This is a genomic window from Photorhabdus sp. RM96S (assembly GCF_042879335.1).
In the GTDB taxonomy this organism is placed as follows: Bacteria; Pseudomonadota; Gammaproteobacteria; order Enterobacterales; family Enterobacteriaceae; genus Photorhabdus; species Photorhabdus kayaii.
In genome coordinates this window covers 110,707-134,282 of the sequence record NZ_JBHFKT010000009.1, presented here as the reverse complement: position 1 = coordinate 134,282, position 23,576 = coordinate 110,707, and the positions used below count along the sequence as shown (strand labels likewise).

Below are 23,576 nucleotides of genomic sequence, written 5' to 3'. Positions count from 1 at the left end.
TATTCCGCTCTTACTCATTGGTAATAAAGCCCAATTTCTCCTGCTCACTGGCTGCCTGTGCCAAAACCCATTGTCTGAATGCGGCAATTTTCCCCAATTCAGCCTGATTGTCATGACAAACAAGGTAAAATGCATTCTTACTCACTAACACATCATTAAATGGGCAAACTAAGCGCCCCGCATCAATTTCAGTCCGAGCCATGACATTATTTGCCAGTGCAATACCTTGCCCATGAACAGCGGCTTGGATCACCATTGCACTATGGCTAAATATCGGTCCTTGCTGAACATTTATCTGCTGCTGCATATCAAGCTGGCGTACATACGCTTGCCAGTCACGACGAGAAGAATCGTGTAACAACGTATGACGCGCCAAATCTGCGGGGGTCTTCAAAGGATTTTCTCCAGTCAATAACGAAGGAGAACAAACGGGAAGCAAATATTCTGCGTAAAGACGATCAGTGCGTAACCCCGGCCAATTTCCACGACCATAAAATATGGCAACATCAACATCATCAGCAAGCTTATCTTCTTCTCTGTCTACCGCCTGTATTCTGACATCAATGCCGGGATAAGCTAAATTAAAGCTGGACAACCTTGGAACCAACCACTGGATAGCAAAGCTAGGTGAAAGGCTAACCGTCAAAGCTCCTTTGGCACTTCGAGCTTGAAGTTTACGTGTTGCTTCATTTATCGCCGTGAATATCTCTTTAATGTCCAGATAGTAGCTTTGACCTTCTTCAGTCAACAATAGTGATCGATTGCGACGACGAAACAACTTCAATCCAAGAAAATCCTCCAGACTTTTCATCTGGTGGCTAACTGCGGCCTGCGTCACAAATAACTCTTCAGCCGCCTTAGTAAAACTTAAATGGCGCGCTGCGGCATCAAAAACCCGCAACGCATTAAGTGGAGGTAAACGTTTGGACATGTGAGCCCTTATGTAATGTTGGCGATACCGGTAACTCTTTATATTTAGTTATTAGTTTTTGTAATCCGAATCATTATAAATTGTCCATTGAGGATACACCAGTAAATCCCTATAGTGGCGCCACTTCCTAAGCCGGAACGAAAAGTGAATCAGCTTAACGCTATGAAACTTTTGGCTTTGTGGTTGTGATGTTGTGTTTGCAAGTTGTCTGGGAAACCGGACCCTGTAGCTCAAGCTACTGTTTTTTTCACTTTCTGTACATTTACCCTGTCTGTCCATAGTGATTTTTTAATGCACCGCAGTTGCGGTGCTTTTTTTTGGCATAAGGCGTGGAACGTGGCAATATTATTCCATGTAATAACCTATCCATTTTCAGCCAGAAACAAATGGTTAAGCCCCATCACCACCAAAACAAAATTAATACATCTATGAAAAAGTTCGAACCAGAACAGTTCCGCCAGCAATTTCCAGCGCTACAACAATTTCCATCACAACAATTTCCATCACAACAATTTCCATCACAACAACAGACGGTATTTCTGGATAGTGCAACCACTGCACTCAAACCACAAGCCATGATAAAGGCAACTCAAGATTATTATCGAAACAGTAGCGCTACCGTACATCGTAGCCAACACAAAGCAGCACTGGAAATTACATCCCGCTATGAACAGGCCCGGCAACGAGTTGCTGAATTCATTAACGCCCCAAAAGCTGAAAATATTATCTGGACAAAAGGAACAACAGAATCCCTCAATCTAGTTGTTCAAAGTTATTTCCGCCCTCATCTCCAGCCCGATGATGAAATTATCGTGAGTGAGCAGGAACACCATTCCAATCTGATACCGTGGTTAATGTTGGCAGAGCAAATCGGTGCCAAGGTTATTAAATGGCCTTTAGGCAATGACAAATTGCCTGATATCAACATTTTGCCTGAACTGCTAAACGAACACACCCGATTGATAGCCATCAGCCAGATGTCCAATGTGACTGGCGGAGCAGTTGATCTCGCTGCAATAACTGCAATAGCACACCAACATGGTTGCCTGGTCGTTGTGGATGGTGCCCAAGGCGTTGTTCATAATCCCATTGATGTTCAACAATCAGATATCGATTTCTACGCATTCTCTGCTCATAAACTCTATAGTTCGAACGGCGTTGGTATACTTTACGGCAAAAGTGAGCTTCTTAATGCTATGTCTCCTTGGCAAGGTGGCGGAAAAATGCTTTCCCACACTTCATTCAGCGGTTTTATACCCGAAGCGGTACCTTTCCGGTTTGAAGCGGGCACACCGAATGTTGCAGGTATTATTGGTTTTTCTGCCACGCTGGAATGGTTGAAAGATATTGATATTGCCAAAGCCGAAACCCATGCAGTCGCACTTGCTGATTATACCGAAGCACAACTCTCCGCTTTACCCGGATTTATCAGCTATCGCATTGCCGGTTCCAGCTTATTGGCTTTTAATTTTACCGACATCCATCACAGTGATTTGGCCGCCATTCTGGCAGAACAAAATATTGCTTTACGTTCCGGTCAGCATTGCGCTCAACCCTTGATCGAAGCGTTAGGCATCAGCGGCTGTTTGCGCGCCTCCTTTATGCCTTACAACAACCAACAGGATGCCGATGCTTTAATTCAGGCAGTAAAATTTGGCCTTTCTCTATTACAGGATGAATGAATTACAGGACGAATGACATTATGACTCAAACCGCTGAAAACCGGATTGCACCACACCCATTTGGCCGGGAAATCAGCCAACAACAGCTCATTGCAACCTTTGACCAATGCCGCCAATGGGAAGATCGTTATCGCCAGTTAATCTTACTGGCAAAGAAACTGCCCGCATTACCAGAGAACTTGAAACAGCAAGACACTGAAATGTCCGGCTGTGAAAACCGGGTTTGGTTAGGGCATCAATTACTACCAGATGGCGATTTACATTTTTATGGTGACAGCGAAGGCCGCATTGTAAAAGGCCTGCTGGCGGTAATCTTAACTGCCGTAGAAGGCAAAACACCGGAACAAGTTTTAGCAACTAACCTATTGGCACTGTTCCACCAACTAGGGCTGGAACAACAGATAAGTGGCTCACGGTTAAACGGCGTCAAATCGCTAATCAATACTGTGCAGAACGCCGCAACATCTTATATACCCTATGGATTTCAAGATGGATCGCGACGGCAAGGGAGTGAATCCCCGGAAGCATAGGTAACTATGTGACCGGGGTGAGCGAGTGCCGCCAACAAAGAGGCAACTTGAAAGATAACGGGTATATCAAAGATCACCCTGACGTTGCGCTTTAGCCACCATTTTTTTCAAGGCATGGGAAACCGCAACAAATCCAAATGTCGCCGTGACCATCGTTGCGGCACCAAAACCAGAAGCGCAATCCATACGCTTAGCTCCCTCTGCGGTACTTTTCGCGGCACAAACAGAACCATCACTCTGCGGATAAACCAATTGCTCGGTTGAAAACACACAATCGATGCCCAATTTACCTTTGCCATTCTTCACAACACGATAATCAGATTTCAGCCTTTCTCGCAGTTTAGCCGCTAAAGGGTCCTGAACCGTTTTTGCCAAATCAACAACCTGAATCTGTGTAGGATCAAGTTGCCCTCCTGCTCCACCGGTTGTCACCAGCGGAATTTTATGGCGGCGGCAATAAGCCAACAGCGCAGCTTTCGGCCTGACACTATCGATAGCATCAATCACATAACTAAATCCAACCGCCATCATCTCTTCAACATTATCGGGTGTGAGAAAATCATCAACACAAGTCACTTTGCACTCTGGATTAATTGCCAGAATACGCTCGGCAATCACCTCAGTCTTTGGTTGCCCAATATGCTGTTTTAAAGCATGTAATTGGCGGTTGGTATTGGTGATACAAACATCATCCATATCAATCAAGGTGATCGCACCGATTCCTGTACGAGCCAAAGCCTCAGCCGCCCAGGAGCCAACACCACCGATACCCACGACACAAACATGAGAATGGCAAAACAAAGAGAGCGCTTTTTGACCATATAAACGGGCAGTCCCCGCAAAGCGCTGCATATATGCATCAGAAAGAGAAGTTTGCATTACTGAATATCAATCCTGAAAACCTGTTATAAAATTTATGAAAAGCAATCACTGATTTACCATCAACATGGTCGGCGGCGCTTTTTTTAACACCCAAACCCGACCATAGTGGTTATAGAAACCGGCCGCTATACCCGCCGCCCCACCAATACCATGATAGATATCGAAATGATGTCCCTTTATCGCCCCACCAACATCCAATGCAACCATCAGCCGCATCTGGTACTGACCGGTAAATTTACCCTCTCTATCCAACAGAGGTATCTCTGCTAACAGGGTTGTTCCTGGTGGAATAAGCATTTTATCAGCGGCCACAGAAGCTTTTGCAATTAAAGGAACACTACTCGCACCTCGTACCGGCGCATAGTTTTCAGGTTTAAAGAAAACAAATGATGGGTTCTGCTCCAACAGCTCACGGACTTCTGCCTCACTGTGAGATTCTGTCCATTTACGAATCGCCAGTATAGAGATATCTTCCTGCGCAATTTCTCCGCGCTCAATCAGCAACTTGCCAATGCTCCGGTAAATATGCCCATTCTTACCGGCATAACCCAAAAGAGTCAATGGCTCACCATCACCAAAATCGACATAACCACTCCCTTGTACCTCCATAATATAATTATCAATCAGTGAACGACTATAACCAATAATCAGACTGGGGCTAAGAGCGCCATTGTCTATTTCAGTTCGGCTTGGTAAACGGTATTTACTCTTAGGCGGCATCCGGTACAGAGGATATTTAAATTCCCCCTGTTTAACACGACGAGCTTGTAACACTGGCGTATAGTAGCCGGTAAATTGGACGTTACCGTAATTATCCACACCTTCCATCTGGTAAGCGCGTAAATTAAACAGATTCAACTTACTGGTTTCACCACCCGCTAGCATCCAGTTTTGAACAGCGTCAAAAGTTAAACTATTACGATTATACAGACGAGGAGCAGACTGACTAATCAGCGCAACCTGCTCTGAAAAATCCTTTGCATTAACTGGCTTACCCTGCGCATTAGGTTGATTAACCAGCCGTAAATCCTGAGCAATATGACCATCTCTATATTGTTGGCCCTGTTCTGTTGGGCGAGAATGACATCCAACCAACAGTGAAATCACGGTTCCACACAACAGATACTTACCCCAGTATTTCATTGTTGTTTTCTCTCTTACCAACATAATTCTGTGGCGAACAAAATACTAAACCAATAGAAACGATGAAACTTACCATAAAAAAAATAACTTAACAAAACAACGACACAAACGAATAGAAAAACATCAATACGCAGAGTAACTAATCAAAAACGTAACGAAACAAACAATAATTAATAAAAAAACTTGCAACAGATCTTATCCTGAGTATAGTGCCCGCATCGGACGCGGGATGGAGCAGCCTGGTAGCTCGTCGGGCTCATAACCCGAAGGTCGTCGGTTCAAATCCGGCTCCCGCAACCAATACTATAAAGTAGTTCAATATTTGCGAATGGAACCGATTCCAGCAGGCGCTAGTGATGCAGGAAAATACAAAGTAGGTTCTAATACGGACGCGGGATGGAGCAGCTTGGTAGCTCGTCGGGCTCATAACCCGAAGGTCGTCGGTTCAAATCCGGCTCCCGCAACCAATTTTCGCTACTCAGAATATCTATACGGACGCGGGGTGGAGCAGCTTGGTAGCTCGTCGGGCTCATAACCCGAAGGTCGTCGGTTCAAATCCGGCCCCCGCAACCAATTCTTTATGCATTTCAGCATACAAACTCCAAAAGCAACTTCATAATGACTTTTAGATAATTTTGTCGCCATCGTATCTGCTCTCAGTTTAATGATAAATATCCACATATAGTCATTTCTGGCTTGACAGATTATCGTTTATAAACGATAACAAAGCCATGAATGAGATACGACACTATATCGACAACAATATATCGACAACAACGGACGTGATGTCTTTGAAGAATGGCGAGAACAAGTACGTGACACCAAGGCTCAAATTGCCATTGACCGACGCATTATGCGCATGGAACTGGGTAACTTTGGCGATCACAACCCCTTGTCCGAAGGTGTCTGGGAACTGCGCATTGACATAGGGCCGGGGTATCGTGTCTATTACGCCAAATCTGGCTTAACTGTAGTTCTTCTGCTCTGTGGCGGCGACAAACGTAAGCAAAACGCAGACATAGCCAAAGCATGTGAATACTGGCGTGAATGGAAGAGTAGAAACAGATAGGAGAACACTTTCGGCGGAGTTCGTAACGTGGCCAAGGAAGCTGAGTTGAATCCGAACCAGCTCTATCGCACCTTGTCAGCCGAGGGCAACCCGGAAGTTAGAAGTCTAAGCGCGATTCTGCGTGTCATGGGCTTGCGCCTGGCAGTTCAACCTATCACTACCCACTAAATAGGGGGGGAGTATAGGCTAAAGGAAAATAGCCTCCTTCCCTGTTTAACAGCAAAAATTACCCATAGCGGCAAGCTCAAATTGCCAAATTACCACCATTCTTGAAATAAGCTTTGATACCCGCAAAAATTGACTCTGCGACTTGCTGCTGGAAACGTGCGGTTTTCAGTTTCCGCTCCTCTTCCAAATTGCTAATAAACGCAGTCTCTACCAGAATCGAAGGGATATCTGGTGCTTTCAGTACCGCAAATCCAGCTTGATCCACCCGATTTTTATGCAATTTATTCACTTTGCCCATACGCTTAAGCACTTCGCTACCAAATTTAAGGCTGTCATTGATTGTCGCAGTTTGTAACAAATCAAACATCGTATGATCCAGATACTTATCACCGCTTTTACTTACTCCGCCAATTTGGTCAGCTTCGTTTTGCGTCTGGGCTAGAAAACGTGCGGTATTACTGGTTGCACCTTTAGTCGAGAGTGCAAAAACCGAAGAACCACGGGCAACTCGGTTAGTAACGGCATCAGCATGAATAGAAACAAAGAGATCAGCTCGCATTTTACGCGCTTTTGCCACCCGGACTTTTAGCGGGATAAACACATCTTCATTACGGGTCATATAAACTTTCATACCCGGTTCACGCTGAATAAGCGTTTTTAATCGACGGGCAATTTGCAAAACAACGTCTTTTTCACGAGTTTTATATTTGCCAATAGCGCCAGGATCTTCCCCGCCATGTCCAGGGTCAAGCATGATAATGATCGGCCTGTCTTTACCTGCTTTACCTGACTTTGGCTTTTCCACTGGTAAATCTTCTGCTAAATGACCTTTATTGTACTCTTCAAGTAGAGCAAGTAATGGATCATCATCCGTATTAACCCTCGCTGCCGGATAAATATCCAATACCAAACGATGTTTAAATTTCGCCACTGGTTTCAAAATAAACATATGTGGGTTGACCGATTGCTTAACTTCGAACACCAAGCGAACAGTTTTAGGATTAAACTGCCCTACCCTCACCAGTTTAAGATAAGGATCACGGGATTGAATCTGCTCCCCCATCCCGCTTAGAGTGTGATTCAGTTGTACACCGTCAAGATCAACCACAATTCTATTTGGATTTTTTAACACAAACTGGCGATATTTGAGTGGAATATTGGATTCAAGAGTCACACGGGTATAACTGGATGCTGGCCAAATACGTACCGCTATAACATTTGCTGACGCTGCGTAACCCACCTGGCTAACACTAAGTAACCACATCGCTGCGGCTCCCTGCAACAAACGACGTCGTGACAGATTATGATCTGAATGACTCATCTACTTAATATTCCATTCATAAAATACAAACACTCAGGGTGATATTCACCAAAGAAACGATCGAATTAAAAACTTTAACCAATCGGCATTATGCTGTCATCAATAAACAGCATCTTATATTTTGCAAATTATTAACGTCTACAGGTATATGAAAATGTTTTTATCTGAATTGCCTCTTGCCATTTTCTCTCAAAAGGAATAAAAAAGCATAAATTACGAATAAAAATTCAATCGAGAGTCTGTTATGAAAGAACGCAGCACCGAATTAGTTGAAGGATTTCGTCATTCTGTTCCGTACATCAATGCACATCGTGGTAAAACCTTTGTTATTATGCTTGGTGGAGAGGCTATTGCTCATGAAAATTTTACCAATATTATCAACGACATAGGGTTACTGCATAGTTTGGGTATCCGCCTGGTCGTCGTTTATGGCGCCAGACCTCAAATTGAACAAAATCTTGCAGACCATCATTACAAACCGATTTACCACAAACATACCCGTGTAACCGATAATAAAACATTAGAATTAGTCAAACAATCTGCTGGTTTGCTGCAACTGGATATTACCGCACGTCTTTCTATGAACCTGAATAATACCCCGTTACAAGGAGCCAATATTAGTGTTGTCAGCGGTAACTTCATTATTGCTCAACCTCTTGGCGTTGATGATGGTGTGGATTATTGCCACAGCGGAAAAATTCGCCGTATCGATGAACATGCCATAAATCGCCAATTAGACAATGGCGCAATCGTGCTAATTGGCCCTGTTGCGGTTTCTGTTACCGGAGAGAGTTTTAATCTGGCATTTGAAGATGTTGCTACTCAGTTGGCTATCAAACTACAGGCTGAAAAACTGATTGGTTTCTGTTCTACTCAAGGCGTACAAGACAAAGACGGAAAAATTCTATCGGAAATTTTTCTTAATCAAGCACCGGAACTGATTAAAGAGCAAGAAGTCAAAGGTGACTACTATTCAGGTACAGTCCGTTTTTTACGAAGTGCAGTAAAAGCTTGCCGTCGTGGCGTTCGTCGCAGCCATTTATTAAGTTATCAGGCAGATGGTTCTCTACTTCAAGAATTATTCTCCCGAGATGGTATTGGCACTCAAATAGTGATGGAAAGTGCAGAACAAATACGCCGCGCTAACATCAATGATATTGGTGGTATTCTCGAACTTATTCGCCCACTGGAACAACAAGGTATTCTGGTTCGCCGTTCAAGAGAACAACTTGAGAGAGAAATTGATAAATTCATCATTATCGAACGCGACAACCTGACTATCGCCTGTGCTGCGCTCTACCCTTATCCTGAGGAGAAAATTGGCGAAATGGCTTGTTTAGCGGTTCATCCTAAATACCGCAGCTCTTTAAGAGGTGAAGTATTACTGAATCGCATTGCGGAACACGCCAAACAGTTCGGACTAGAAAAACTGTTTGTTCTGACTACCCGCAGCATTCATTGGTTCCAAGAGCGAGGTTTTGAACCCGCAGAACTCTCAATGCTACCGATTCAGAAACAAGTGTTATATAACTATCAGCGCCGTTCTAAGATTCTTATGCTGAATTTGGAACCACAGTGATAAACCTGCAACGGACTGATAAAATAATCAATTACCCGACGTCCATCTGTTTTTAACAATTACCCCGTAAACCCTAGCCCAATTGAAGTGCGCCCCAAAAGTTGAACATTTTGCCCGTCGAAAGACAGGCGTCCTCATCTGGGGCGCTTACATTTAAACGGCGCGATTCACCTATTTATTATAAAGGCCCGCGATAACCATCGCGGGCCTTGTTACCGATCAGTGCCAGTTGGCTGCCAGCACAGGTTGCAGCCGCTGTTGCTCGACATCGCCGAGCATTGTGGTCGCAGGTGTCGGCGGCGCGAAGGCAGCCATCGCCTGGACAAGATTTTCGACATTACGGTCCGTCAACCGATGATCGTCACCCGCCATGATGCTACCTAGTCGTTCGGAAGAACTGGCATACCAATTATGCAGTGTGACCTCCTGCTTGCTGCCAATGACCGAAATTTGCAGATCCTGCCCTTCATGCTGGAACCACAGACGCTCAGGGCTGATGTCCTTTCCGAACACTAAATTCCCCATCTTACCACTAAATTCCAAATCGTTGTCCCCATGCCCGACTTCTACCGTCGACATAGTACCACTGGTCACAATATGGTTATTACCATCCCCGACTTTCACTTTCGACATAGTACCGCTGGTCACGATATGGTTATCACCATTCCCTACTTCCACTCGCGACATAGTACCACTAGACACTATATGGTTATTACCGTCCCCTACCTTCATTGTCGCCCTCCCTCCTGTATCAGTGATACTATTGTTACCATGTCCGACTGTTAGTTTGTCGATATCTCCGACAATGACGTTATTACCATTACCCAGCGTAATATTTGACATCGATTCTGCCACATTGACTGTATTGTCACCGTTACCCGCAACCATTTTGACGCCCACGGCTTTCACATTGACAGTCTTACTCTCGTCCCCCAAGGTAACCTCGCCAAAAGTTTTTTGGACCGTAATGGAATTAGGGTCAGTGGTCACCGGTGTAGGTTCCACTGCTGGCTCAATTTTCGGAACGTTAAGCGTTGTGCGCGGCTCAACAGGAGGAGTGCTAATCGGCTTCCGGTCAATCAGTGACATCCGGTCAACATTCTGGTCAAAACGCGACCTCAGGTCGACAAGGCCAGTGTTAATTCTGGTCGGATTCAGCTCAACAGGGGTAACTTTAATCATATCCCGGTCAATATCAATAGAAGAAATTTTAGTCAGATTCCAGTCAATAAGGGGAATGCTAACCGGCTTCCTTGGGGGAATACTAATCGGCTTCAGGTCGATAGGGGAAAGTGGTAAAGGCTTATCAACGCCAAGAGGGTCGACAATTGGTGTCAATGAACCCGGTACAGTCACCGTCGGTTTATCAAGAGATTGCGTCACCACTGGCTTGACCGTTGGGACCAAATCCGGCGTAAGCTCCGCAAAAAGGAAGTCGGCCGCATCGACCTGCGAAATATCCAGGGTATCGAGATACAGCAACTTCACGTTTGAATCAGTACCGCTGGCCCCATTAAAGATAACTTCAACGCCATGAATTTGTGACAGGCCGTTGATCGTGCCACGATGACTCTTAGCAATTGTGAGTTGGCTGAAATCAGTGACTCCGGTTTGACTCAAATCAATTTTATCAATGCCGTGACGGAACCCACGTAATGCATTCTTGTAGTCCTTGACGCCCAATTGGGCTGCCACCACAAAAACGTCTGACGCCGCACTGTCATGACTATAGATCGTCCCATTCAAGCTAAATTTCATCTGACCCTGAGCATCGCTAGTGAGCATGACGCCCTTGCCGCCGCCCTTAAGGATCACGGTTCCCAAGCCTTCTTGTGGCTGGAGCGTTGAGGCGTCGCTACTCGTATAAGCCACCGGGGCGATAAAGGTGTCCTGGAACTTGAAGTTCGCCGCACCGATCCCGGCGAGTGTCTGATTTTTCAGGACAATGCTCTGCCCCTTACCCAGATCGACCTTAACATCCGCCCCCTGCTGCGTCAGCAACAGATCGGCAAACGTTTTTCCACGAAATCCGACCAGATCGATGATCTCGCCATGAGCCGCCTCGAAGTTGCTAATGATATCGCTACCCGCCTCACGGCGGTGGACCACAAAGAAGTCCTTGCCCGCACCGCCTGCCAGTGTATTGTTTCCACGCCCGCCATCAAGCAATGCGTCGGTATTACCAGCGACTAACGTATCGTTGCCATCGCCGGTGACAATGTTCTGAATGCCCGACGGATTCTTTATTGTCAACGCTGTGCCGCCAATGTTGGCAACGCCAGTCAGCAAGTTGACCGAGGTATCCCGCGAAACAGCCGCCGCATTGAGAGTATTACGCCCTCCCGCCACGCCATTCGCCGCATCATCCAACACCGCGCGGTTGGCCTGCCCGACCACCGATTGGATATATTCGTCGGTGTAAAAGTAAGTGTCATCCGAGGTGCTCTTGCTGCCGTACAAACGTAGCGACCAGGCATTTAATGTGACCGGCAGGCCGGAATTCGCATCGCTCACCTGTAGGGTCCAGTTGCCAGCCGAGCGTTCACCAAAATCATGGGTCGACATAAAGCTGTATTTGAACGTCCCCGACTGGCTACTACCTAGATCAGTCGCACTCGCGCCCGGCATGCCGTCTGGAACCTTACCCTGACGATTGAGCAATATGCTCTGAGTGCCATCAGGAGAGATCAGTTTGAGCGTCAGATCGCCAAGACGGCCTACCTGAGCGTCAAAATCGATCTCGACATGTTCGACATTCAGACCGGCATTCATGGCGATGGATGACGTCAGCGTTTCACCTGCTGCCAAGGTTTTCCCCAAAGGGCCGCTGGATGCGCTATAGACGAACTCGTTGGCAGCGGTGCTTTGAGTCATCCAAGACTCAGCCAAGCGAACAGCGGCTCGCGCATCGATTTGACCGAAACCGTAATCGTTGCTGGTATGCATGCCGCCGCCATTCCAGCTATGGCTGTTATTATCGCTCCATGCGGTAGAGGGGTCATTGATCTTGCGAGCGGATAGAGCAAGGATCTGCTGCACATCCCGATAGCCTAAGTTCGGGTTGGCCTCAAGCATCAACGCAACAACACCGGAGACTATCGGAGCGGCAAAGCTGGTGCCTTGCATGCTGGTGTAGTCATTGCCGAAAGTTGAACCACGTTCGGTTTTCAGCATATAGCTGGTAGACACGACATTGCTGCCCGGTGCCGAAACCAACAAGCTGGCTCCCGGGTTGGAGAACGGAGAGGAGCCAATCTGCAAAGTCGACAAATCGCCCTGTGCGTTGATTGCACCGACTTCCACCGAAAAGCGGTTGTTATTGGTCAGTGACCCTTGGGCATTGCCGCCTTCTGCACGGTGGTTGCCGCCCGCCGCCACGATGACGGTACCCAATCCGCCACGACCATTGGCCGCCGCGTACTGCGCATTCATGCTCAGCGACGCGGCAGTATCTATAGAGCCGTCCTGAAAGCTGCTGAGTACGAAATCGTTGGCAAATCCCCAGCTATTGTTGGCAACGTCAAAACTGACCATATGTCCCAGTCCCGCAAGATCGGCACCGTCATTGGCCAGATAATAGCCGCCCAACGTAGCATCATGGGCAACCCCGACGCCACCTCTATTATTTTTCGCCGCGACCATCACACCCGCCACCATTGTCGCGTGGTTCGACACCACGTTCGGCAAAGTGCCATTGGTTTGTTGAGTCTGCAACCAAGCTTTGTCAACATTCGCCGCAAGGTCGGGGTGATTGACATCAAATATTTCAGGCGCGGTAGCAAACTTACCGCCCGGCTCGAACTGACCAATGCGTACCCCTTTGCCGGTGTAGTCCTTCCAGACCGGCAGAATGTTGGCATCGCTCAGATACCATTGTTGAGCAGCCAAGGGATCGAGCGGGACTTCCGGGGTCAATAATGTAGCAACGGCGCGCATCGGCGCTGTTTCCCCACTACTCAGATCGACTACCGATGCTGACGGATTACCAGCTGCGTCAGTTACACCATATTTAAAGCTAATTACACCTGTGTAATCTGCATCCGGCGTAAACAAGACATCGCCCTGGGCTGTGAGTTTGACCGTACCGCCTATCGCATCCCCAACATTGGCAATGCGCAGGGCACCCTGACTGTTAAGGTGTTGATCGTTAGCCAGCAGACTTTCTGCGGCAATCAGATGTGGCTGAGTACGATCAAAAACCTTGCCGTCCTTGTCGTGGGTCAGGACATCCTCGACAGGCATCGCATTGGGTGTTTGTAAATCAACCGCCGAAATATCTGAAAAATTGAGTTTTTGGATATTTTTCAGCGTAACCGTGCCGTCACGCCCGGCGACCTTATCGGCCACCACATACCCACTGTCGGTACGGGTGATTTGATAATCGCCGTGGTTACCGTGCAGGCTGACGATGTTGATCCCGCCGTCCCCATCAATCGTAGCATTGCCGTGACCCACTTCGATCACGTCGTCACCAAAGCCTCCAAAAATCTTATCATCGCCGCCACCGGCGTGAATAATACTGCCGCCTTGGGAGGCGTAAACTGTGTCACCCTGAGGACCGGCATAGATAACCGACTTACCCGTGCCACCAACGATGGTGTTGCGCCCGCTGCCGCCGACCAGGACGTCGTTACCCATGCCACCTATCAGAGTCGAATTGCCGGAGCCCCCCTTGATAAAGACACCGTTGACACTACCGCTTATGATAGTATCGTTGCCGCTCCCACCTTCGGCGATGGTTAAACTGGCTTGACCCATGTTCAGCTCCACGCCTTGGTTACCGACAATGATCGCCGTATCGTGCCCGCCATTGCCGTGAATGTTTTTCGTATCGTCAGAAGCGCTGATAACAAAAACATCATCGCCGGTACCACCGACATAGGTATTGCTCCCTGCGCCCCCGACCAGCCAACTGCCAGTTTTTGCCGCAATCAGCGTATCATTGCCGCTGCCACCATACAGATTGCTGACTCCCAGTTGCTCCGCATTTAGGGTTTCATCTGTTTCACTCTGACTGGCGTAAGCCGTGGTTGTGATATCGTTGTGTGTGGAGGTCACTCGCGTGCCCGCTCCCTCAGTACTTAGGGTATTGCTGACGGGGTCACCGAGAAAATCGACGGCCAGCACTTCCTGAGCTTTACCATTGATAGTAAACGACCCACTGGCAACAACTTTATTCCCATCACGGACGTCTGTTTTGTTCGAAGCTCGGACGCTTATCTGAGTAATACCCAATTCCGCCAGTGTCTTGAGTTCGCCCGCATCAACTTTTGCATCGTGTGTGCTGTCGACCCAGACCCGCAGCTTGCTCCAGATCGGGTCAGTCGGATCAATCACTCCATCCTTGTTGGCATCTTCACTGGCTAAGGCACCGAAACCCTCCTTGAATTTTTTTTCGCCAGCAGCACCGTTTATCCCAGCCTTGCCACCGTAGTATTCGGAAAACATCTGGCTGGCATTTTTTATCTGACCGCTACCATCATCGATCACCAGTATTCCCGTATTGCGATCCGCCCAGCCGCTACGCTTAAGCGTGCCACTGTTGTCCATGTCGAAAAGCACGCCGTCACGAATGTCAGTCATATGCACACCATTGCCGCTCAGATCCAATAACAGCGGGTCAACATAAGTGTTAAACGTTGTCATCGCCGACAAGCCGTTCAACGTCACAGCATTACGTAAGCCGAAATCCAGCTTACTAGTGTCCCCGGGTTGGTAGAAAGGCTTATAGAACTCTGACAGATAAGTGTTAGGTCGGACATTGGGGTCAAGCTGCATTTCACCGGGACGAATACCACCGGTGGCAAGACCTGCCATCTGGGTGGAGGCAAAGTCTGTTTTATTGAGCATATCCCCGACGGCAGATATTTTATGTGTTGCAGAATTTTGTATAAACCCGTTAGCAACATCCTGCTGAGCTTTGTTTTCGCCCTGAATATGCCGCAGAGGTTTTGGCGTGGACACGATATCGATGTTAATCAATGGCTTCATCGGTAGAGTGATTTTCGTATCCTCTGGCCTAAGCCATAAACACGCTCGACCACTTTCATCGTCCAGATAATAAAAGTCACTATAACGAATATAACGACTCAAGTTGTCACGGATAATTCGACTTCCATTATTTTGCAACATATCACGCAAATGCATAGGATTATTATTAGGGAACAGTTCTCCCTTGGAACCTTTTTCGTTATAGCCAATGGCTTTTAATGATGCAAATACGAAATCCACGCAACTGTTTTTAGCCACGTTGTAATGCTTAGCATCAAATCCAACTAACGATGGGTCTTCTGAAAAAACTTTTAACCTGTTGTACTGAAATTCAGTCAATTCTACGGTGGTTTCGTAAGAAGTCTGTTGGTAGGCCGCATCATCATAAATGGTTATGTTCCCTTCACCAAGCATTTGGTCATACTTTGACTCGAAGCCAAAACTCGCTTTATTCCCGTTGCCGTCATTTAAAACATACCACATATGACCGCCAAATGAAGAATGTACGTCTCCAGCTTTGTGTTTTACTTTATCGGCCTGATAAATATATTTCGCCCCCATCGGAGCAACTTTATAGGTTACAGTATATTTCTTTTTCATACTCGTTATTTCCTTGTTTTTTTACAGATGTGAATCAAATTTTCGGATTGTAATAGGTGAACTCGGCAAAACTCTCAATGCCATTAAAAGCAGGCACATCCTCTAGGGTTGTAACAACAGCAGAGTAGCGTCCGGCGGGTAACTCTAGTATTTTAATATTGCGCGCTGCCGTATTTATCCTTCGCTCTTCGTAATAGAAAGCACGTATCCAACCATACCCCACCGCGTTTATTTCCTTGTCAAAAAAAACCTTGCCGTCTTTAACCAAACGAAGCGAAACGGGGATAACAATCCCATCATGATCAAGATTCCCGAACAACTTAAATCGCCTTTCCATTTCATCAAAACCACGCCCAGTCGCAAACAGCAGGGCAAATTGATAATTTCCTTCCTTGCTGATTTCAAAATCAAATTTAACTGATTGACCAGACTGTGTCACATCAATCGGTTTGTATATATCAATGTACTTAGAGCAGGCCATTAATAATGTACAGCTCATAAAAATAATAATATTTCGCCAATTTTTAAACCTTTCATATATACGTAATAATTTCATTTCTTCACTCCAAATTTTGATATTTCCTTTGTTTATACTGATACCATTTTAAATCTTCGGATCGTAATAGGTGAATCCAACAAAACTCTCGATGCCATTAAAAGCGGGAGCATTCTTCAAGGTGGTAATAACCACAGAATAACTCCCGGGGGGTAGTGAAAATGTCTTAATTTCTCGCACCGCCGTATTTATCCTTCTCTCTTCGTAATAGAAAACCTGTCCCCCATCGTATCCCCTAGCATTTATTTTTTTGTCAAAAAAAATCTCGCCATCTTTAACGATATGGAGTGAAACAGGGATAATTACTCCATCTTTATCAGCTCTCCCAAAAAACTTAAACCGCCTTTCCATTTCATCATAACCCTCCCCAGTTTCAAACAGTAAGGTGAACTGATAATTACCTTCCTTGCTGAGTTCAAAATCAATTTTGACTGATTGACCAGACTTCGATACGTCAATAGGTCTGTATATATCCATGTGCCTAGAGCAGGACATTAATAAGGTTAAGATCATAAAAACAATAATATTTCGCCAATTTTTAAACCTTTTATATATACGTAATAATTTCATTTCTTCACTCCAAATTTTGTTATTTCTCTTTGTTTTTTCTACATAAATTAAATCTTCGGATCGTAATAGGTGAATTCAACAAAACTCTCTATGCCATTAAAATCAGGGACATCTTCCAGGGTGGTAATTACCGCAGAGTAGCGTCCGGGAGGTAATGAAAATGTTTTAATTTCTCTCACAGCCGTATTTATACTTCTCTCTTCGTAATTGAAGACACGCCCTCCTTCGGACCCTGAAGCGTTTATTTTCTTGTCAAAAAAAATCTCGCCATCTTTAACGATATGGAGTGAAACAGGGATTATTACTCCATCTTTATCAGCTCTCCCAAAAAACTTAAACCGCCTTGCCATTTCATCATGACCCTCCCCAGTTTCAAACAGTAAGGCAAACTGATAATTACCTTCCTTGCTGAGTTCAAAATCAATTTTGACTGATTGACCAGACTTCGATACGTCAATCGGTCTGTATATATCAATGAACTTAGAGCAGGCCATTAATAAGGCACAGCTCATAAAAATAATAATGTTGCGCCAGTTTTTGAATCTTTCGTGTACCTGTAATACTTTCATTTCTTCACTCCAAATTTTTATATTTCCTTTGTTTATATTAATACCCGTTTAAATCTTCGGCTTGAAATAAGTGAGCTCTACAAAACTCTCAATGCCATTAAAAGCGGGGACATCCTCCAAGGTGGTAATGACAGCAGAATAACGCCCAGGAGGTAACGAAAGTGTTTTAATTTCTCGCACAGCCGTAGTTATCCTTCTCCCTTCGAAATCAAAGCTACGTCCCCAGCTACGTCCCCCTGCGTTTATTTTCTCGTCAAAAAAAACCTCGCCGTTTCTAACCAAATGAAGCGAAACGGAGGTTATAACTCCGTCCTTATCAATATAACCGAATAATTCAAGCCGCCTTTTCATTTCATCGTCATCCCCTTTATCAAACAGCAGAGCAAACTGATAATCTCCAACCTTGCTGATTTCAAAATCAATTTTGACTGATTGACCAGACTTAGACACATCAATCGGTTTGTATATATCAATGTGCTTAGAGCAGGCCATTAATAAGGCACAGCTCATAAAAATAATAATATTTCGCCAATTTTTAAACCTTTCATATATACGTAATACTTTCATTTTGTCACTCCAAATTTTTATATTTCCTTTGTTTATACTGATACCATTTTAAATCTTTGGATCGTAATAGGTAAATCCAACAAAACTATTGATGCCATTAAATTCAGGGACATCTTCCAAGGTGGTAATAACAGCAGAGTAACGTCCGGGGGGTAGCAAAAATGTCTTAATTTCTCGCACCGCCGTATTTACATATTTCTCTTCGTAATAGAAAGCCTGTCCCCCATCGTATCCCCTGGCATTTATTTTCTTGTCAAAAAAAATCTCGCCATCTTTAACGATATGGAGTGAAACAGGGATTATTACTCCATCTTTATCAGCTCTCCCAAAAAACTTAAACCGCCTTTCCATTTCATCATAACCCTCCCCAGTTTCAAACAGTAAGGTGAACTGATAATTACCTTCCTTTCTGAGTTCAAAATCAATTTTGACTGATTGACCAGACTTCGATACGTCAATAGGTCTGTATATATCCATGTGCCTAGAGCAGGACATTAATAAGGTTAAGCTCATAAAAACAATAATATTTCGCCAATTTTTAAACCTTTCATATATACGTAATAATTTCATTTCCTCACTCCAAATTTTAATATTTTCTTTGTTTATACTGATACCATTTTAAATCTTCTTAAATTTTCGGATTGTAATAGGAGAACTCGACAAAACTCTCAATACCATTAAAAGCAGGGACATCCTCTAGGGTAGTAATTACCGCAGAGTAACGCCCCGGGGGTAATACAAGTGTTTTAATATCACGCACCGTCGTATTTATCCTTCTCTCATTGTAATAAAAGGATTGTATTCCTTCGCTTCCCACCGTATTTATTTCCTTGTCAAAAAAAACCTTGCCGTCTTTAACCAGACGAAGAGAAACGGGGATAGCAATCCCATCCTTATCAATATTTCCGAACAACTTATCCCGCCTTTCCATTTCAACAAAACCATTCCCATTAGCAAACAGCAGGGCAAACTGATAATCCCCAGCCTTTCTCTTGCTGATTTCAAAATCAATTTTGACTGATTGACCAGACTTCGATACGTCAATCGGTCTGTATATATCAATGTACTTAGAGCAGGCCATTAATAATGTACAGCTCATGAAAATAATCATATTGCGCCAGTTTTTGAACCTTTCGTGTATACGTAATACTTTCATTTCATCACTCCAAATAAAGCAAGGCTGCGAAAAACATTAACGGTCATTTATCTCAAACCCGGAAAACGGTGAATATAGCGAGCCGGGTTCACAGAGCTGCCCTCACGGCCTACCGTTCTCTCAGACTTTCATCTATATGTTGCTGCAATGGGCTCAAGAAATAATCGATCACGCGACGTTGATCAGTTTTTATTTCTGCCGTGATCGACATGCCCGGAGACAGTGGGACTCGCTGACCATTGACCATCACGTGATCAGACTTCAAACGAATGCGGCTGCTATAGATGAGCCCATGCTTTTCGTCCTCGATGGCGTCGTTCGACACGTTGAGCACTTCGCCGTCAACGGTGCCGTACTTGGTAAAAGTAAAAGTTTCCACTTTGACGGTGACCGGTTGACCAACATGGACAAAACCCACATCCTTGTTTTCCAGCCTGGCCTCCACTTCTACCGATTGGTCTGCGGGGACGATGACCATCAGCGGCTGAGCCGGTGTCACCACGCCACCAACGGTATGGATAGCGAGTTGTTGAACTGTGCCGGCCACCGGAGCTTTGAGGCTGGTCAAGGTTTCCTGATAGCGGGCCTTCGCCAGCTCCTGAACCAGGGTCGCTGCTTTTTTGTTGGCTTCCTGTTGCAGGTCGAGCATGGCGCGGCGATTTTGCGCAACAACAGCCTCACGACGACGTCGCGCCTCGTCCTGAGCGGCTGAGTACTGCAAGACACTGGCCTGCTGTACGCTTAACTGGCGTTGCAGATCCAGCCGAGCCTGCTCTTTTTCCAGATATTCATGCCGCGACACATACTGTTTCGTCAATAACCGCTGGTAATCCTCGGCCAATCGCGTAGCAATCGGCAGCGTTTTTCGCAGGCTAGCCACCTGGGCTTGGGCAGACTGGATTTCGGCGCTGCGTTGGAGGATTTCTGCGTCCACTAACTCTAGGTTGCTGCGGTATTCCTGGTATTGTCCTTGAAGCCAGCGTTGGGCACTGAGCACCTGCTCAGGGTTGGCGTTGTCAATCGTTCCTACCAGAGAAGCCGGTGACTTTTGTTGATTGATCGCGTCGAGCATGGCAGCACTCCGCGCACTGTCGATACGAGCAGCCAGCAGCTCGCTCTGTATCCGGCTGACGTCGGCGCTCGCCGCCGTCGGATCGAGCTCAACCAACAACTCGCCAACTTTCACCGACTGACCGTCATTGACGTGGATCGCTCTGACCACCGCCGTTTCACTGGATTGAATCAACTTGGTCTTGCCATTGGGAACGACCTTTCCCGGGGCGATAGCCACTACCTCGATTTTGCCAATGTAGGCCCAGAGCAACGCCAATACAGCGAAACCCAGAATACTCCAAGTGAAAATTCTCGGTGCTGGGTGAACCGGTGTTTCCTGCAACTCCAAAGCCGTCGGTAAAAACTGTAATTCATGAGCGAGTCGCGGCGACACCTCCATGCTTTTACGTTGTCGCCAAGACTGACGCCACGCGTAACGATAACGCTGCAATAAGGAAAGGGTGGCGCTCATTTGAAATTATTTTCCTTGAATCGAAGTATGTTTATCTTGGTCACATCTGCCTCTGATTGTGTTATTAACCATTGCGTTATTAGCCGTTGATTGTGTTATTAACCATTGACTGCGTTATTAGCCGTTTTCATCGTACGTTCTGGAAATGGAAGCCTTTCAGCCCTGCTGCATTCGATAAAGTCGTGAATAATGGCCGTCCTGACGTGCCAGTAACTCGGCGTGGGCTCCCTGTTCAACGATCTGCCCGCGATCCATCACAAGGATACGATGCGCGTCGCGTACAGCGGACAACCGATGAGCGATAATGATGACCGTGCGCCCCTTGCAAATGCTTTGCATGTTCTGCTGAACCACCCGCTCAGACTCGTAGTCCAGCGCACTGGTCGCTTCGTCGAAAATCAAAATGCGAGGATTGCCGATCAAAGCCCGGGCAATAGCCACCCGTTGCCGCTGACCGCCCGAAAGTGATGCGCCGTGCTCACCGACAATGGTGTCGTAACCTTCGGGCAGTTCAAGGATGAATTCATGGGCTCCAGCCATGCGGGCGGCGTGCATGACTACTTCGAGCGGCGCACCCGGATCGCTCAAGGCAATGTTTTCGCGAATGCTGCGGTTGAATAGCATATTGTCCTGCAACACCACGCCAATCTGCCGGCGCAACGAGGACACATCAGCCAATGCCAGATCCATGCCATCGACCATGACCCGTCCGCGCTCCGGAACATAGAGCCGCTGCAACAAGCGGGTTAGGGTGCTTTTGCCGGAGCCGGAGCGGCCCACCACACCAATGATTTCTCCCGCGCCAATGGTCAAGTTGACGCCACGCAGCACCTCGGAACCATCAGCCCGATAACGAAAATGCACCTGTTCGAACTCTACCTGCCCCTTGAGCGGTGGCACCGTACTACGTGTAGCCTGAGACAATTCAGTACGGGAATTGAGGATGTCTCCCAGACGCTGCACCGAGACCCCGGTCTGCTGGAAGCTGGTCCACAGTTGCGCCAGACGCATGATCGGGCCGCTGACACGGCCAGCCAGCATATTGAATGCGATCAGTTCCCCCACCGACAGCTGCCCCTCTATCACGAGACGCGCACCGAGCCAGAGTGTGGCGACCGTCACTAACTTGCCGATAAGCGAGACGCTTTCATTGGCGAGGGTGGATAAGGTCTGTGTTTTGAAACCTGCGGCAACATAAGCCGCCAGTTGGTTGTCCCACTTGCGGATAGCCTGCGGTTCAACCGCCATTGACTTTAGGGTATCGATTCCATTTACCGTTTCGACAAGGAATGCTTGGTTCTCGGCATTGCGTGTGAAGCTATCCTGTAATCGCTTACGCAAGAGAGGCGTAACCAACACCGAGACGAGTGCATAGAGCGGCAATGATAACACCACAACGAGGGTCAACCAGCCGCTGTAATAGAACATCACGAGGATGAACACCAGAGAAAAAAGCACGTCGAGCATCAGGGTAATGGCGTTGCCGGTAAGAAAACTGCGGATGTTTTCCAGTTCGCGTACACGAGCCACAGAATCACCGACTCTCCTGGCCTGGAAGTAAGCCAGCGGCAGATTAATCAAGTGCCGAAACAGACTCGATCCCAACTGCACATCAATACGGCTGGTCGTATGGGCAAACACATAGCTACGCAGACCGCTCAGAGCCGACTCGAACAGCATGATGCCCAGCAATCCCGCCGCGACCACATCCAGTGTGGTTAGGCCGTGGTGCACCAGTACTTTGTCCATGACCACCTGAAAGAACAGCGGAGTCACCAAGGCAAACAACTGCAAGGCAAAAGACCCCAGCAAAACTTCACCCAACAACTTGCGGTATTTGACGATAGCCGGGATAAACCAAGTGAAGTCAAAACGAGAAGTCTCTCCAGACAGACTGTTACTGGAACGCACGAGCACCAATTGCCCTGTCCAACGCTGCTCAAGTTGCTCGAAGCTGATAACTTCTGGGCGAGCCGAACGTGGGTCCTGAATCAGAGCCTGCTCTTTATCCAGCTTAGCCAAAATAAAAAACTTCCCATCTCGGTCAATAGCAATAGCGGGCAAGGGAGTATGTTCAAGTCTGGCAAGTGTTGTGTGTACAGCCTTGGCTTTTAGCCCTGAATGACGAGCAGCCAGCAGCAGCTCTTTCAGGGTAAGACCTTGGCTGGCAGTGGAAAATTCGTGTGAAAGTTGTTCAGTCGATATAGCGATGTTGTGAAACCTAGCCAACATAGCCAGGCAAATCAGGCCGGTGTCCAGCTCCGGGGAAGAATGGGGTGACTCAGTACTCATTTCATTATCCTGCATCAGACAACTTAATCCTTAAATCAAAAATCTGGATATTCATCTCACCCCTAGCAAGCTATCCAGACATATCCGCAATTCCGCAATCCGTTTAGTAAACAAATCACAATTCATATAATTAGGCGTTTATATCATCAAATAATAATAAATTTCATTTAATATATTCACAAAGTGTGACATTAACCACACAATAATATTAAAATTTATTAAATTTATAATTTTATTGTTTACATTTATAACAAAATATAAACATCAACAATTTGATTCAGTCATTGCAACTATTTTTGAATCTTTTGAATCGGTGAAATTAAGATATCGATCAGTATGTAGCCACCACGATGAAACTACTCGGCATTGCTGACTGAACGATTACGGCTCACAATCAATCAACATGAAGGACTAAGAAAAGATATTTCAATTGTAAAATAACCAA

The 23,576-nt window shown here is 46.3% G+C and carries 17 protein-coding genes, 3 tRNA genes and 1 pseudogene; 8 read left to right on the top strand and 13 right to left on the bottom strand.

Going from position 1 to position 23,576, the window contains the following annotated elements:
• Positions 1-10: 10 nt before the first annotated feature.
• Positions 11-931 (bottom strand): transcriptional regulator GcvA, encoded by a 921-nt coding sequence (locus ACGF49_RS07885; RefSeq protein WP_112876495.1) that lies wholly within the window; start codon positions 929-931, stop codon positions 11-13.
• 428 nt (positions 932-1,359) lie between these two features.
• On the opposite strand from ACGF49_RS07885, the gene csdA reads away from it, so the two are divergent.
• Positions 1,360-2,613 carry a cysteine desulfurase CsdA gene (gene csdA / locus ACGF49_RS07880; protein ID WP_387490454.1) on the top strand — a complete coding sequence of 418 codons (1,254 nt, stop codon included), beginning with the start codon at positions 1,360-1,362 and terminating at the stop codon, positions 2,611-2,613.
• 20 nt (positions 2,614-2,633) lie between these two features.
• On the top strand, positions 2,634-3,143 hold the full coding sequence (gene csdE, locus ACGF49_RS07875; RefSeq protein WP_262977660.1) for a cysteine desulfurase sulfur acceptor subunit CsdE: 510 nt from the start codon (positions 2,634-2,636) through the stop codon (positions 3,141-3,143).
• Positions 3,144-3,209: 66 nt separating this feature from the next.
• On the opposite strand, the gene tcdA is transcribed toward csdE, so the two are convergent.
• Positions 3,210-4,022, bottom strand: coding sequence for a tRNA cyclic N6-threonylcarbamoyladenosine(37) synthase TcdA (gene tcdA, locus ACGF49_RS07870; RefSeq protein ID WP_228899950.1), 813 nt, complete (start codon positions 4,020-4,022; stop codon positions 3,210-3,212).
• A gap of 48 nt (positions 4,023-4,070) precedes the next feature.
• Positions 4,071-5,168, bottom strand: a complete 1,098-nt coding sequence (mltA, locus tag ACGF49_RS07865; RefSeq protein WP_113041573.1) for a murein transglycosylase A — start codon at positions 5,166-5,168, stop codon at positions 4,071-4,073.
• A gap of 223 nt (positions 5,169-5,391) precedes the next feature.
• Here mltA and ACGF49_RS07860 point away from each other — a divergent pair.
• From ACGF49_RS07860 to ACGF49_RS07840, 5 genes and pseudogenes are all read left to right on the top strand, one after another.
• Positions 5,392-5,468: transfer RNA gene (locus ACGF49_RS07860), tRNA-Met, on the top strand.
• Positions 5,469-5,558: 90 nt separating this feature from the next.
• Positions 5,559-5,635 (top strand) — tRNA-Met (locus tag ACGF49_RS07855).
• A gap of 29 nt (positions 5,636-5,664) precedes the next feature.
• Positions 5,665-5,741 (top strand) — tRNA-Met (locus ACGF49_RS07850).
• Between the two features lie 193 nt (positions 5,742-5,934).
• On the top strand, positions 5,935-6,237 hold the full coding sequence (locus tag ACGF49_RS07845) for a type II toxin-antitoxin system RelE/ParE family toxin (RefSeq protein WP_262977662.1): 303 nt from the start codon (positions 5,935-5,937) through the stop codon (positions 6,235-6,237).
• Positions 6,238-6,249: 12 nt separating this feature from the next.
• Positions 6,250-6,405 (top strand): annotated as a pseudogene (locus tag ACGF49_RS07840) (DNA-binding protein); the annotation flags it as partial.
• Positions 6,406-6,481: 76 nt separating this feature from the next.
• On the opposite strand, the gene amiC reads toward ACGF49_RS07840, so the two are convergent.
• Positions 6,482-7,726 (bottom strand): N-acetylmuramoyl-L-alanine amidase AmiC, encoded by a 1,245-nt coding sequence (gene amiC / locus ACGF49_RS07835; protein WP_113041570.1) that lies wholly within the window; start codon positions 7,724-7,726, stop codon positions 6,482-6,484.
• Between the two features lie 244 nt (positions 7,727-7,970).
• Between amiC and argA the strand changes: the two genes are divergently transcribed.
• Positions 7,971-9,305, top strand: coding sequence for an amino-acid N-acetyltransferase (argA, locus tag ACGF49_RS07830; RefSeq protein ID WP_113041569.1), 1,335 nt, complete (start codon positions 7,971-7,973; stop codon positions 9,303-9,305).
• 219 nt (positions 9,306-9,524) lie between these two features.
• On the opposite strand, the gene ACGF49_RS07825 is transcribed toward argA, so the two are convergent.
• The 9 genes from ACGF49_RS07825 to ACGF49_RS07785 form a co-directional block, all read right to left on the bottom strand.
• On the bottom strand, positions 9,525-15,896 hold the full coding sequence (locus ACGF49_RS07825; protein WP_387490435.1) for a S8 family serine peptidase: 6,372 nt from the start codon (positions 15,894-15,896) through the stop codon (positions 9,525-9,527).
• A 34-nt stretch (positions 15,897-15,930) separates the two neighbouring features.
• Positions 15,931-16,452 (bottom strand): DUF5625 family protein, encoded by a 522-nt coding sequence (locus tag ACGF49_RS07820; protein WP_113041567.1) that lies wholly within the window; start codon positions 16,450-16,452, stop codon positions 15,931-15,933.
• A gap of 48 nt (positions 16,453-16,500) precedes the next feature.
• Positions 16,501-17,022 (bottom strand): DUF5625 family protein, encoded by a 522-nt coding sequence (locus ACGF49_RS07815; RefSeq protein WP_113041566.1) that lies wholly within the window; start codon positions 17,020-17,022, stop codon positions 16,501-16,503.
• Between the two features lie 47 nt (positions 17,023-17,069).
• Positions 17,070-17,591, bottom strand: coding sequence for a DUF5625 family protein (locus ACGF49_RS07810; RefSeq protein WP_387490432.1), 522 nt, complete (start codon positions 17,589-17,591; stop codon positions 17,070-17,072).
• A gap of 48 nt (positions 17,592-17,639) precedes the next feature.
• Positions 17,640-18,158 (bottom strand): DUF5625 family protein, encoded by a 519-nt coding sequence (locus ACGF49_RS07805; RefSeq protein WP_262977656.1) that lies wholly within the window; start codon positions 18,156-18,158, stop codon positions 17,640-17,642.
• A 48-nt stretch (positions 18,159-18,206) separates the two neighbouring features.
• Complete coding sequence (locus tag ACGF49_RS07800; protein ID WP_271866142.1) at positions 18,207-18,728, bottom strand: DUF5625 family protein; 522 nt, start codon at positions 18,726-18,728, stop codon at positions 18,207-18,209.
• Between the two features lie 58 nt (positions 18,729-18,786).
• Entirely contained in the window at positions 18,787-19,314 is a 528-nt protein-coding gene (locus tag ACGF49_RS07795; protein ID WP_271866141.1) for a DUF5625 family protein, read from the bottom strand.
• Between the two features lie 109 nt (positions 19,315-19,423).
• Positions 19,424-20,839, bottom strand: a complete 1,416-nt coding sequence (locus ACGF49_RS07790) for an HlyD family type I secretion periplasmic adaptor subunit (protein WP_387490428.1) — start codon at positions 20,837-20,839, stop codon at positions 19,424-19,426.
• A 156-nt stretch (positions 20,840-20,995) separates the two neighbouring features.
• Positions 20,996-23,131 (bottom strand): type I secretion system permease/ATPase, encoded by a 2,136-nt coding sequence (locus ACGF49_RS07785; RefSeq protein WP_228899960.1) that lies wholly within the window; start codon positions 23,129-23,131, stop codon positions 20,996-20,998.
• Between the last annotated feature and the right edge of the window lie 445 nt (positions 23,132-23,576).